Source organism: Aliiroseovarius crassostreae (assembly GCF_025137635.1).
Taxonomy (GTDB): Bacteria; Pseudomonadota; Alphaproteobacteria; order Rhodobacterales; family Rhodobacteraceae; genus Aliiroseovarius; species Aliiroseovarius crassostreae.
Genome location: NZ_CP080772.1, coordinates 673811 through 686198, shown reverse-complemented (window position 1 = coordinate 686198; position 12388 = coordinate 673811). Strand labels below are relative to the sequence as shown.

Here is a 12388-nt window from a genome sequence, read left to right as displayed (position 1 = left end):
GCAAGGAAACAGGAAGACGGGCAGGGATTTCCAACATGAATACAACAGCTTCCACCGACGAGTGGGGTCCGTTTGGTCGCCCGATCTTTGAAGACCCCTCCGCCCGTGCCTTGTCGCGCGTAGGCGTGGTCGATGTGGGGTCCAACTCGGTCCGCATGGTGGTTTTTGACGGTGCTGCCCGTTCGCCCGCCTATTTCTTCAACGAAAAAATCCTCTGCGGCCTCGGATCCGGGCTTGCCCAGACCGGGTGCCTGAACCCAGAGGGCCGGGCGCGGGCGCTGGCCGCAATCAAACGGTTTCAGCTTCTGGCCAAAGGCATGCACCTGCCCCCGCTGACCGCGGTGGCCACCGCCGCAGTGCGTGAGGCCACGGACGGGCCGGAGTTCCGCGACGAAGTCCTGCGTGAAACGGGGCTCAAACTCTACGTGATTGACGGCGAAGAAGAGGCCCGGCTGTCTGCGCAGGGCGTTTTGCTTGGCTGGCCTGAGGCCAAAGGGCTGATGTGCGATATTGGCGGCAGTTCGCTGGAGCTGGCCAGGATCAATGGAGGCCATGTTGGCAAACGCATCACCTCCCCTCTCGGACCGCTGAAACTGGCCGACACCCCAGGCGGAAAGAAAGGGCTGAAGGCTGAGATCGCCCGGGTGGTGGATGAGCTGGCCGCCGAAATGGGCACGGATCACAAACGCCTGTTTCTCGTGGGGGGAAGCTGGCGCGCCATTGCGCGGCTTGACATGGAACGCCGCAACTACCCTTTGACGGTTTTGCACGAATACCGCATGCCGCTGAAATCACTACAAAAAACCCTGAGCTGGATTGAAAAGGTGGATCTGGAAGAGATCCGGCAACGCACCTCCACCTCGGCCACCCGTATGGCACTGGTTCCGATCGCCGCGCTTGTGCTAAAACGCTTGATCCATGTATTTCGCCCCAAGGAAATCGCCGTCAGCTCCTACGGGATCCGCGAAGGGATGCTTTATGAACAGATGCCAAAGCCCATTCGCAAACGTGACCCCCTGATCGAGGCCTGCCGCTTTGCCGAACAAAAGGACGCGCGCGTTCCTGGCTTTGGCAAAGCCCTCTATGACTTTCTCACCCCGCTTTACAAATCCGCGCGGGCGGACCAGAAACGGGTGATCAAGGCCGCCTGCCTGCTGCATGATGTGAGCTGGCGCGCCCACCCCGACTATCGTCACGAAGTCTGTTTCGACAACGCCACCCGCGCCAATCTTGGGGGGCTCACCCATGAAGAACGGGTGTTTCTCGGCCTGTCCCTGCTGCACCGCTATAAAAACAGCCGCCAGGGATCGCGATTTGAAAACCTGTTTGAAATTCTCGGCGAAAAGGACCTGATCCGGGCCGAGGTTCTGGGCAAGGCCATGCGCTTTGGCGCCATGTTCGCGGTGGATGGGCCACAGGACAAGGCGGAGCTGAAATGGTATCCCAAGAAACGCGAGTTGCATTTGCACCTTGCCGCAGAAGCCCGTGATCTTTTCGGCGAGGTTGCCGAGAGCCGGTTTGACGCGCTCTGTGCAGCACTTGACGCCACCTCAAACGTCAAAACTCTGCGCTGAGCCTTCGCTTTTTCTTGCTGAAAATACCTCGGGGTGAGGCCGCCAGGCCGAGGGGCAGCGCCCCTGCCCCCGTTCTTGTCCCTGTTCATGCCCCTCCCCACATACGCTTCTTGCTTGACACCGGCCGCGTCCTGCGTCACCCATTTCTCAGATGGTTCCCGGATCTTTCCACCAGAAAGTTTCGGGTGAAAAGGGAATGTGGTGCGGTCGGATCTCGGCCAATTCCACAACTGCCCCCGCAACTGTAAGCGGTGAGCTGTTTTGAAAAACCACTGGGCGCCCCCCGGGAAGGATCAGAACCGCCAAGACCCGCAAGTCAGGAGACCTGCCATCTAATGAAACTCAACCCGGGCGGGGTGCCCCGGCAGGAGGATCGCAGGCGGCCAGAATGCCCCCTCTTCCCCCCGCCCCATCCCGCATCTTACGCGCGGAGGGCGTCATGTACCGGACACAGATGCAGACGGTGGGACAGACCACAACAACCACACCGACCCAGAAGGGGCAGCAGCTTGTTCTCTGCACCCCCTGCCCCCATACCGGCCAGATCTGCACCGCAGGTCATGCCATGATGGTTCAGCTTCAACAGGCCATCACCGCCGCACGCGACAGTATCGAGGACGGGTTTGAAATCTCGGGCCATGCTGAAATGGGGGGCTGTGGCCGAACCTGCCTCGTGGCCTATCATGCCACCCGCAGCGAAACACATGTTTTCGGCGATGTGGAAGAAGGTGAGGACATCTCTGCCCTGCTCGATTTCGCTCGCAACAATCACGAGGCATTGAACCGCGGCACGACACCGCTTTCCCCCAGCGGCCTGCAGCGCACCCCTGGGTGCGTCATGGCCATGCGCCGGGGAGCTGCCCTGTTCTGACCTTCAGGCCAGGCCTTTGTGCGGCTTTACAGATCCGTTCCCCCGTCCGGTGTCGCAGCTTCAGGCGGGACAGGAGGCTGTGGCAATTTACGCCGCAAGATAATGTCACCATTGGGAAGCACTTCCGGCGGGTGATAGGCAGACAGATCCCCCATTTCCGCCATCAGATCCTGCCAGCCTTCGTGCAATTGCCTGGCCCAATTTTCGGCCATGCCCTCGGCCAGCCCGTCACGCATCGGGGACATTTCCTGCGCCAGCCCGTCCAGCAACATCTGCAAGCCGCGCGACATCAATTCCGCACCGTCTTCCAGCTTGGGATCCCCCTCGGGGGACGACGGCGGAGACGGCTGGGGGGATTGGGGTTGGCCCGTCTCAGCCAGCCCCGGGGAGGACAAGGCAACAAGCCCTGCCAGCAAGGTGGGTTTCAGGATCTGTTTCATACGGAAAATATGGGGCGCAGAGATCGGTATTTCCAGTGCGCAAGCGTCAAAGATCAATATCCAGCGTGACCGGAAAGTGATCCGAGGCGGTCAACAGCGCCTCGCGCAGGGCCTCAGCCCGATAACAGAGCGGGTCGTCAAACGGGTGCCAGATGCGCCAGACCGGGTCAAACCCGCGCAGGTCCTCGGAAATCATGATATAGTCGAGTAGCGCCTGCAAATATCGCTTCTGGCTCGCAATATAAAACCGGGCAGAGCTGATGCGGGCCGCCGAAGGGCGCGCCAAAAAGCGTGCCGCATGTGGATCATACAGACAGGGGCCTTCGCCCTCGCCCATTACAATTTCCACCCCTGACCGGCCAAACAGCTTTTCATATTCATCAAGCCCCGGACCATCGTTGAAATCCCCCAGCACAATCACCTGTTCCCCCGCTTCAAGAAGCTGGTCCACCCGTTGCCGGATCCAGATACATTGCGCCATCTGCTTGCGGCGGTTTTCGATGCTGATACGGATCGCCTCTTCCGCATTGCGGGCCCCATGCGGGGCTTTCGACTTCACATGCACCCCGATCAGGCGCAGTTTCTGCCCGTTTTTCCGCAGTGTCAGCGCCACCTCCAGCGGGGGTTTGGAAAACACCACCGGATCGGGATTGGCATCCACATCCAGATCCAGATGGAAGGCACCGTCAAAGCGCGGCGCATACTGGCCCTGTGCCGCCCCCCAAGGATCATGTTTTGCCTCAAACTGGTCCGGGTCATATAAAAGCGCGATTTCCTGCTGGGTGTCATTTGCAAACCCGATCAGAGCCTTACGTGCCCGCAGGCCAAAAATCCGCGCGAAACTTTCCAGAGCTTTCACGGTCGAACGGCGGCGATTTTCATCTGGGGCTTCGACCACCATGATCAGGTCGGCTTCAAGCAATTTGAACACCACCCCGGCCGCTTTGAGCTGCGCCCGCCGGGTCACGCCCCTCCTTGTGGCCAGTTCCGCATCCGCAATCGGGCGCCCCGTATCATCAAACAGCGTGTTGAACCATTCGACATTATAGGTAGCGATACGCATGGGTCAGTGGCTCCCCTGACGTGCATTGATCTCTTCCCAGGCGCGGTTCACTGCAATCAGCCGCTTTTCCGCCAGCTTGATCGCCTCTTCCGGCACCCCCCGCGCCACCATCACATCGGGATGACTGTCGCGCACGGCCTGGCGCCAGACCTTGCGAATTTCACGGATCGGCATGTCCTTGGGCACCCCCAGCACCTGATAGGGGCACGCCTCGGCGTCCGGCACGAACCGCGCCCGCAACGCAAAGAACTTCTCTTCCGGGATGCCAAAAATGCGCGCCACATGAAGCAGGAATTCATTTTCGTTGGGGTGGTATTCCCCATCTGCCAGCGCAATGAAAAACAACCCTTCCATGAGGTCGAAAAGCGCCGGGTCGGCTGGTCCGAACATATCGGCAATCCGCTGGGCATAGAGGTCAAACCCGGCCACATCGGTGCGCGCGAGGTTGAACACCCTGGCTGCCTGCTTTTCCTCTCCGCGCGGGATGGTAAACACTTCTCGAAAGGCGGACACCTCGTCACGCGTCACCAACCCATCCGCCTTGGCCATCTTGGCCCCCAGCGCGATCACCGCGATGGCAAAACCGGCTGAACGTTCAGGCGGTGTGCGCAAATGGGCAAACACGTCAGACAGGCTTTCGCCCTTGGCCAGCGCGGACAGCGCATCAGATATGCGGGACCAGATCGACATGGCTCCTTCCTACACGCTCCTGTCCGCAATAACGAGCAGAAAGACGGGGCCAGTCATGATGCAAATCATGTGGCAAATCACGCAGATCGGCTTCGGTGCTTTTCTTCAAGCAATCAGACTGTCCAGACCTTGAACCCGGGCAGTTTGCCCCTATCTGAAAGTGAATGTGACAAAAACGATCAGGGATACAATGCTCACCCGCTTTCTTGACAAATTCTTCCGCCATGATGCCGCTGGTGGCATCCTTCTGATGCTGTCGGCAATTGCCGCGCTGATCGCAGCGAACTCACCCGCGGCAGATGCTTTTGCCAGTATATTCGACGCGAAGTTTTCTGTTTTGCTCAACGGGGAGGGCCTGTCGAAACCGCTTCTTCTGTGGGTCAATGACGGGTTGATGGCGATCTTTTTCTTCCTGATCGGGTTGGAGCTGAAGCGGGAGATCCTGGAAGGGAAGCTGAAAAACCCGCGCGACGTGGTGCTTCCGGGCATGGCGGCGCTGGGGGGGATGCTGGTGCCTGCGGTGATTTATGCTGCCATCAACTGGTCCAACCCCGCCACGCTGGGTGGCTGGGCCATTCCCGCGGCCACGGATATTGCCTTTGCGCTTGGGGTTCTGGCGCTGCTCGGAAAGCGCGCACCGGCGGCGCTCAAGGTATTTCTGCTAACCCTGGCCATTCTGGACGACCTTGGTGCGATTATTGTGATTGCGCTGTTTTACACGGCTGAACTCAAGGTCTCTTACCTGATTTACGCCCTTGTGCCGCTGGTTCTGATGGGGTGGCTGAACATGAAGCGCGTGCACCGGGTTGCGCCCATTCTGATGCTGGGGGTTGTGCTGTGGGTGCTGGTGCTGAAATCCGGGGTGCATGCAACACTGGCAGGTGTGGCCACGGCGTTTTTCATCCCGTTGACGGATAAATGGGGCAAATCCCCCCTGCACGCCTTGGAACATGCGCTGACGCCTTACGTGTTTTTCCTGATCGTGCCGATCTTTGCCTTTGCCAATGCCGGGGTGAGCTTTGAGGGGATGTCGCTTGCAGCCCTGCTCGCCCCCGTGCCTCTGGGTATTGCGGCCGGGCTGGTTCTGGGCAAGCAGGTTGGTGTCTTTGGCCTGACCTGGCTGACGGTCAAGACCGGTCGTGCCGCGCTGCCCCATGGGGTGGGCTGGCAGCATGTCTATGGCATCTCGGCACTGGCTGGCATCGGCTTTACCATGTCGCTCTTTATTGGCGGGCTGAGCTTTTCGGACCCTGCTTTGATGAATGATGTGCGGCTTGGGGTTCTGCTGGCCTCTGCCCTATCCGCAGTGATCGGATTTTCTGTGCTGTATGCCGCGGGAAACCCGGCAGATGAGCGAGGACGCAAGCCTCTGCGTTCGGAGAAGGCCCAGAGTTAAAGCGTTTCGAAAGAACTCCGTCTGGGCGCAGCTCTGTGCCCAGACCTCCCTCAAAGCACTACAGCCCAGGGGTTACGGCCGGGGAGATCCCGTCGTTTACAGTTGCACCATACCCCCCGGGGTATCGATCCACGCAGACAGTCCGGGCGCGCCGGAATGCAGCGTGATCCGCTTGTCGATCACCAACGGGGCCAGCGCCACCGAAAGCGCTTCGGCCTCGGGATGGGTGATCTCCAGCGCGGCCAGACGCAATCCGTGATCGGGCAAGGCAGCGGCGGGGCCTGCTGTCTGCCAGCTCAGCAAACCGGGGGCACAGCCCGCAAAGGGCAGACGCCCATCTTCGGGCACGGCCATCTGCCAGCGATAGGTGCCACGCTCCAGTTCCAACACATCCCCGATGCCCTCAGGCGCCCGGTGCAGCGCCTCTTCAATCTCAGGCACCCGCACCACCCAATTGGTCAGCCGGGCATCGCCGGTAAAATAATCTAGGTCAAACCAGCGGGCGTGGCTTGGCCGCGCGGCGTCCGGGTCAATGGCGATCACTTCAAGGTAGATATCAGGACCAAGCGACAACAGCCGGTTATGCGTGCCCATCAACGGGTGCTGCCCGCCGCCTGCCATTGGCACCCCAAGTGTTGCCTGAATAAATTCCACCCCTTCAGCCAGGGTGGCAGAGGCAATGACAAGGTGGTCGATCGTGCCCAGCGCCATGGATAGTCTCCGATTGGTTCCGGGATGAGGCTGGCGGGAAATGCCGCCAGCTTCAAGGATTTTGTGCCGCTCCGACGTGACAATGACGGGGGCGTTGCCAAGGAAGCGGGAGGACTCCCGCCCCTCACCGCGCAGTTTAGCTGCGAACCTCACGCACGATTTGCAGCACTTTTTCAGCAGCTTGCGGGATGTTGGTGCCCGGGCCGAAGATGGCTTTCACACCACTTTCATAAAGGAAATCATAATCTTGCTGCGGAATAACCCCGCCGCAGATCACGATGATATCCTCAGCACCCTGCTCTTTCAAAGCCTGCACCAACTGCGGCGCCAGCGTCTTGTGACCCGCGGCCTGCGACGAAATACCGACGATATGCACGTCATTGTCAATGGCGTCCTGAGCCGCCTCGTCCGGGGTCTGGAACAGCGGGCCCACGTCGACGTCAAAGCCGATATCGGCAAAGGCGGTGGCGATCACCTTGGCGCCACGGTCATGCCCGTCCTGCCCCATTTTCACGACGAGCATACGCGGGCGGCGGCCTTCGGCCTCAGCGAAGTCTTCGACCGATTTCTGGATCTGGGCAAAGCCTTCATCACCCTCATATGCGGCGCCATAGACACCGGCGAGGGTTTTCACTTCGGCGCGGTGGCGGCCAAATTCTTTTTCCATTGCCATGCTGATCTCTCCGACTGAGGCGCGGGCGCGGGCCGCTTCAACAGCGGCCTCGAGCAGATTGCCACCTTCTTTCGAGCGGCGGGTCAGCTCATCAAGGGCAGCCTGACAGGCGGCCTCATCACGGGTTGCGCGGATGTTTTCAAGGCGGGCAATCTGGCTGTCACGCACGGCCATATTGTCCACGTCGAGGATTTCGATCTCGTCTTCCTGGGCAAGCTTGTATTTGTTCACGCCAACGATGACCTCGTCACCCTTGTCGATCATGGCCTGACGCTTGGCGGCCGATTCCTCGATCCGCAGTTTCGGCATCCCCGAGGCCACGGCCTTGGTCATGCCGCCCATTTCCTCGACCTCTTCCATCAGGGCCCAAGCCTTGTTGATCAGCTCATCCGTCAGGCTTTCCACATAGTAGGAGCCCGCCAGCGGGTCGACCACATTGGTGATGCCGGTCTCTTCCTGCAAGATGATCTGGGTGTTACGGGCAATGCGCGCCGAGAAATCGGTGGGCAGCGCAATCGCCTCATCCAACGCGTTGGTGTGCAGCGACTGGGTGCCACCCAGGGCTGCCGACATCGCCTCATACGCGGTGCGGATCACGTTGTTATAGGGGTCTTGTTCCTGCAGGCTGACGCCCGAGGTCTGGCAGTGGGTGCGCAGCATCTTGGAACGCTCCGACTTCGCGCCGAACTCGCTCATGACGCGGTGCCACAGGGTACGGGCAGCGCGCAGCTTGGCGGCTTCCATGAAGAAGTTCATGCCGATCGCGAAGAAGAAGCTCAGACGTCCTGCGAATTTATCCACGTCCATGCCGGCCTCGATGGCGGCACGCACATATTCACGACCATCCGCCAGCGTGTAGGCCAGCTCCTGCACCAGGTTCGCACCAGCCTCTTGCATGTGATAGCCAGAGATCGAGATCGAGTTGAACTTCGGCATCTCGTTCGAGGTGTATTCGATAATGTCCGAGATGATCCGCATCGACGGCTCAGGCGGATAGATATAGGTGTTGCGCACCATGAATTCTTTCAGAATGTCGTTCTGAATGGTGCCCGCCAGCAGCGATTTGTCATGGCCCTGTTCCTGGCCGGCCACAATGAAACTCGCAAGGATCGGGATCACGGCCCCGTTCATGGTCATCGAGACGGAGACTTTGTCGAGCGGGATGCCGTCAAACAGGATCTTCATGTCCTCAACCGAGTCGATCGCAACGCCGGCCTTACCAACATCGCCAACCACGCGCGGGTGGTCACTGTCATAACCCCGGTGAGTGGCCAGGTCGAAGGCCACGGACACGCCCTGCTGACCAGCAGCAAGGTTGCGGCGATAGAAGGCATTGGATTCCTCAGCGGTCGAGAACCCGGCATATTGACGGATGGTCCAGGGCCGGCCAGCATACATGGTCGCCTTCACGCCACGGGTGAAGGGACCAACGCCGGGAATGCCGCCCATATGATCGAGGTCCTTGGTGTCGTCAGCCGTGTAAAGCGGTTTGACATCAATACCTTCGAGGGTTTCCCAGTTCAGGTCCTCAACCGCGCGACCGCGCAGTTCCTTTTCGGCCAGCTCTTTCCACTTCGCTGTATCGCTCATGGCGTTATCCTTTCATATGCCCGCGTCCCCGGGCGACATCATGTTCTGTGTGGGCAAACGCTGCCCGCGGGGCCGGAGGGGTCAATAGGTGTCCCCGGCGGCGAAAAACAATTTGCGTTCAACCGGGTCGAGCACCATGACCCCGTCCAGTTCAGCCGAATAGGCCAGAACCGCGCCGGGCCGCGTCATCGCCGCGTGAAACCCCGGTTCGATCTGATCGTCCAGGCAGGGGCCAACCTGGGCAGCGGCCCCAAGCGCGTGTTTGCCAAACCAGCCATCATTGGCGAGCAGCATGGTATCGGTGAGCTGATGCGGGCTGACGCCCTCCATCTGGATCGCTGCGCGGCCCACCAGCCCGTAAATGCCCTGCGCGTCAGACGGGCTTTCGCCCATCGGCAGGTCAGGCCCGACCTCATTCGTGCGCACCCGAAAGACGGCGGCGGTGCAACGGGGGCCACTTTCAAACCCCAGCGTATCGCCGAGCTGGAACCACGCTGACAGCGTGGCGCGCAGCTTGCTTTCGCGGTGCAGGTCACAGCCGCCCAGCGTCACCACGGCGGCGAGCGCAACAAGCGCCCCGCTGCGGGACATATGCCGGGCGGCCATGGTCATGGATTATTCGAACTCCATGATCACTTCGTCGACCGCAAGGCTGTCGCCGGGACCTGCGTTGATCTTGGACACCACACCGGTTTTCTCGGCGCGCAGGATGTTTTCCATCTTCATCGCCTCGATGGTGCAGAGCGCCTGACCTTCCTGAACTTCCTGCCCCACTTCCACGTCGAGCTTCACGATCAGACCCGGCATCGGGCAGAGCAGCATCTTTGAGGTGTCGGGAGCGACCTTTTCAGGCATCAGCTTGGCCAGTTCGGCCTGACGCGGGGTGCGCACGCGCACAGCCAGATCGGCGCCACGGCTCCGCATCCGGAACCCCGAGGTGATTTTATTCACCTTCAGAACCAGCTTCTCACCATCCACTTTCAGCTTGGCCAGGCTGTCGCCTGGAGTCCAATCGCTTTCGACGCGCAGCTTACTCCCATCATCGAATTTAACAGTGGAACCTTCTTTGTCAGCTTTGATTTTCACTGCAAATTCTTGATCTTGCAGTGTCACAACCCATTTCTTGCCAACCTTGCGCTCGTGATTGTCCATCCGGCCCGAGATACGGGTGCGGCGGATTTCCGTCACGCGATACATGGCCGCAGCCGAGGCCGCGATCCGCTTCAGCGCCTCTTCGCCAAGGGTCACACCCTCAAACCCGTCCGGGTACTGCTCTTCGATGAAGGCAGTGGTCATGTCGCCCGAGATGAAGATCGGGTGATCCATCACGGCCGAGAGGAACGGCAGGTTGTGGCCGATGCCTTCCACTTCGAAGCTGTCGAGCGCCACGCGCATCGCCTCAATCGCCTCATCACGGGTCGGCGCCCAGGTGCAGAGCTTTGCAATCATCGGGTCGTAATACATGCTGATCTCGCCGCCTTCATAGACGCCGGTATCATTGCGCACCGCATGTTTGCCGGATTTGGCATCACCCTGCCATTTGTCGTTTTCCAGCAGCGGGCCAGCGGCACGTTCGACCGGCGGACGATAAGCGGTCAGGCGACCGATCGAGGGCAGGAAGTTGCGATAGGGATCTTCTGCGTAAAGACGGTTTTCAATCGCCCAGCCATTCAGCTTCACATCGTCCTGGGTGATGGTGAGTTTTTCACCAGCGGCCACGCGGATCATCTGCTCGACAAGGTCCACACCCGTGATCAGCTCGGTCACTGGGTGTTCCACCTGCAGGCGGGTGTTCATTTCGAGGAAGTAGAAGTTCTTGTCGCCATCAACGATGAATTCCACGGTGCCCGCCGAAGAATAGCCCACGGCCTTGGCCAAGGCCACGGCCTGTTCGCCCATGGCGCGGCGGGTCTCTTCGTCCAGGAAGGGCGACGGGGCCTCTTCGACCACTTTCTGGTTGCGGCGCTGGATCGAACATTCACGCTCGCCCAGATAGATGCCATTGCCGTGGCTGTCGCACAGAACCTGAATTTCGATGTGACGCGGCTGGGTCACGAATTTCTCGATGAAGATCCGGTCATCACCGAAGCTGTTGGCAGCTTCGTTTTTCGAGGACTGGAATCCTTCGCGGGCTTCCTCATCATTCCATGCAATCCGCATGCCCTTACCGCCGCCACCGGCGGAGGCCTTGATCATCACCGGGTAACCGATCTCATTCGAGATCTTCACGGCCTCATCAGCGTCTTCGATCAACCCCATGTAACCGGGCACGGTGGAGACTTCGGCCTCCTGCGCGATCTTTTTCGAGGTGATCTTGTCCCCCATGCTTTCAATCGCACCAACCGGGGGGCCGACAAAAGCCACGCCCGCGGCGTCCAGGGCCTCGGCGAAGCGGGAGTTTTCCGACAGGAACCCATAGCCCGGATGCACCGCTTCGGCGCCAGTTTCCTTGATCGCCTTCATCACATTGTCGATGACGATATAAGATTGGTTGGCAGGCGGCGGGCCGATGTGAACGGCCTCATCGGCCATTTTCACATGAAGGGCGTTCCGATCAGCGTCGGAATAAATTGCCACGGTCTGAATGCCCATCTTGCGGGCGGTCTTGATCACACGGCAGGCGATTTCGCCCCGGTTTGCAATCAGGATCTTATTGAACATATCCTGTCCCTTCTTCATGTGTATGCGGAGCGTATCCCCGCGGATTGGCAACAAAAAACCCACCGGTGGATGATCCACCAGCGGGCATGTCTTGCAGGGGGGCAGACAGCTGCACCCCCTCAATTTCGATATCAAAGCCTACATGGGTCTGCTGATCGGCCTTGGCCTCAGCACGCGCCCACATCATCGCAAAGGGCCCCGGCACCGGCCCCGATGGCCGCACCGGTAAGCACATTGCCATTGGCAACACCGGCAATGACCGCACCGGTGGCTGCGCCTGCGCCTGCGCGCTCGAGGTCGTTCCATTGACAGCCAGCAAGCACGGCAGCGATTGCAAGCCCTGCAAAGAGTTTCTTGAGTTGCATGTTCCATCACCCAGATCAGTTGTATTTACACGCAATTCTGTGCGCGGATCCTGTGTGGGGGCAAGTCGAACCGAAGAAGATGCGCGGCGGTTTGCGCATGCGGGGTTTGCTGTCGCCTGTGATGCGGACCTTGCGAAAAAGAAACCCGGCCCGGACCAAGAGGTCCGAGACCGGGGAGAAGAAGGGGAAGGGTTGTGGTTTTGACGAACCACGACAAAACGCGGGGATAATGCGCTTGTCTGATAAGAAGATTGGCACGCAGGCAGCCCATTGCAAGAGACCCCTGGCAAAGTTTTTGCCATTTGGGCCGGTTCTTGCCGGTTGGATTGGGCTGCGAGCGAAAACATGCCTAAC

The 12388-nt window shown here is 59.9% G+C and carries 12 protein-coding genes and 1 riboswitch; of the genes, 3 read left to right on the top strand and 9 right to left on the bottom strand.

Annotated elements, in window-relative coordinates; all coding sequences use genetic code 11:
- Window positions 1-35: 35 nt before the first annotated feature.
- A complete protein-coding gene (locus K3J57_RS03345; protein WP_259794022.1) occupies window positions 36-1574 on the top strand; it encodes a Ppx/GppA family phosphatase in 1539 nt (512 codons plus the stop codon).
- Window positions 1575-1709: 135 nt separating this feature from the next.
- Window positions 1710-1921, top strand: a riboswitch (cobalamin riboswitch).
- A 92-nt stretch (window positions 1922-2013) separates the two neighbouring features.
- Window positions 2014-2445 carry a DUF1636 family protein gene (locus tag K3J57_RS03340; RefSeq protein WP_259797075.1) on the top strand — a complete coding sequence of 144 codons (432 nt, stop codon included), beginning with the start codon at window positions 2014-2016 and terminating at the stop codon, window positions 2443-2445.
- 26 nt (window positions 2446-2471) lie between these two features.
- Here K3J57_RS03340 and K3J57_RS03335 read toward each other — a convergent pair whose 3' ends face one another.
- From K3J57_RS03335 to K3J57_RS03325, 3 genes are read right to left on the bottom strand one after another with little or no spacing between them, the layout of a single operon-like run.
- Window positions 2472-2885 carry a hypothetical protein gene (locus K3J57_RS03335; RefSeq protein WP_259797072.1) on the bottom strand — a complete coding sequence of 138 codons (414 nt, stop codon included), beginning with the start codon at window positions 2883-2885 and terminating at the stop codon, window positions 2472-2474.
- 46 nt (window positions 2886-2931) lie between these two features.
- Window positions 2932-3948 carry an endonuclease/exonuclease/phosphatase family protein gene (locus K3J57_RS03330; RefSeq protein ID WP_259797070.1) on the bottom strand — a complete coding sequence of 339 codons (1017 nt, stop codon included), beginning with the start codon at window positions 3946-3948 and terminating at the stop codon, window positions 2932-2934.
- Window positions 3949-3951: 3 nt separating this feature from the next.
- Window positions 3952-4638 carry a molecular chaperone DjiA gene (locus K3J57_RS03325; protein WP_259786326.1) on the bottom strand — a complete coding sequence of 229 codons (687 nt, stop codon included), beginning with the start codon at window positions 4636-4638 and terminating at the stop codon, window positions 3952-3954.
- Window positions 4639-4828: 190 nt separating this feature from the next.
- Here K3J57_RS03325 and nhaA point away from each other — a divergent pair, with 190 nt between their 5' ends.
- Complete coding sequence (gene nhaA, locus K3J57_RS03320; protein WP_259786325.1) at window positions 4829-6034, top strand: Na+/H+ antiporter NhaA; 1206 nt, start codon at window positions 4829-4831, stop codon at window positions 6032-6034.
- A 96-nt stretch (window positions 6035-6130) separates the two neighbouring features.
- Here nhaA and K3J57_RS03315 read toward each other — a convergent pair whose 3' ends face one another.
- The 6 genes from K3J57_RS03315 to K3J57_RS03290 all read right to left on the bottom strand — a co-directional run bounded on the left by K3J57_RS03315 (window position 6131) and on the right by K3J57_RS03290 (window position 12034).
- The gene (locus K3J57_RS03315; RefSeq protein ID WP_259794016.1) at window positions 6131-6745 is read right to left on the bottom strand and encodes a VOC family protein; all 615 of its coding nucleotides are present in this window, start codon (window positions 6743-6745) and stop codon (window positions 6131-6133) included.
- A 136-nt stretch (window positions 6746-6881) separates the two neighbouring features.
- Complete coding sequence (gene scpA, locus K3J57_RS03310) at window positions 6882-9008, bottom strand: methylmalonyl-CoA mutase (protein WP_259794015.1); 2127 nt, start codon at window positions 9006-9008, stop codon at window positions 6882-6884.
- 81 nt (window positions 9009-9089) lie between these two features.
- Window positions 9090-9620 (bottom strand): hypothetical protein, encoded by a 531-nt coding sequence (locus tag K3J57_RS03305; protein ID WP_259786322.1) that lies wholly within the window; start codon window positions 9618-9620, stop codon window positions 9090-9092.
- A 3-nt stretch (window positions 9621-9623) separates the two neighbouring features.
- Complete coding sequence (locus tag K3J57_RS03300) at window positions 9624-11669, bottom strand: acetyl-CoA carboxylase biotin carboxylase subunit (RefSeq protein ID WP_259786321.1); 2046 nt, start codon at window positions 11667-11669, stop codon at window positions 9624-9626.
- Window positions 11659-11856, bottom strand: coding sequence for a hypothetical protein (locus K3J57_RS03295; protein WP_259794014.1), 198 nt, complete (start codon window positions 11854-11856; stop codon window positions 11659-11661). Before K3J57_RS03295 ends, K3J57_RS03300 begins: the two co-directional genes overlap by 11 nt.
- Window positions 11837-12034: a hypothetical protein gene (locus tag K3J57_RS03290; protein ID WP_173485398.1), complete on the bottom strand. Its 198-nt coding sequence runs from the start codon at window positions 12032-12034 to the stop codon at window positions 11837-11839. The genes K3J57_RS03295 and K3J57_RS03290 overlap by 20 nt, the downstream gene beginning before the upstream one ends.
- Between the last annotated feature and the right edge of the window lie 354 nt (window positions 12035-12388).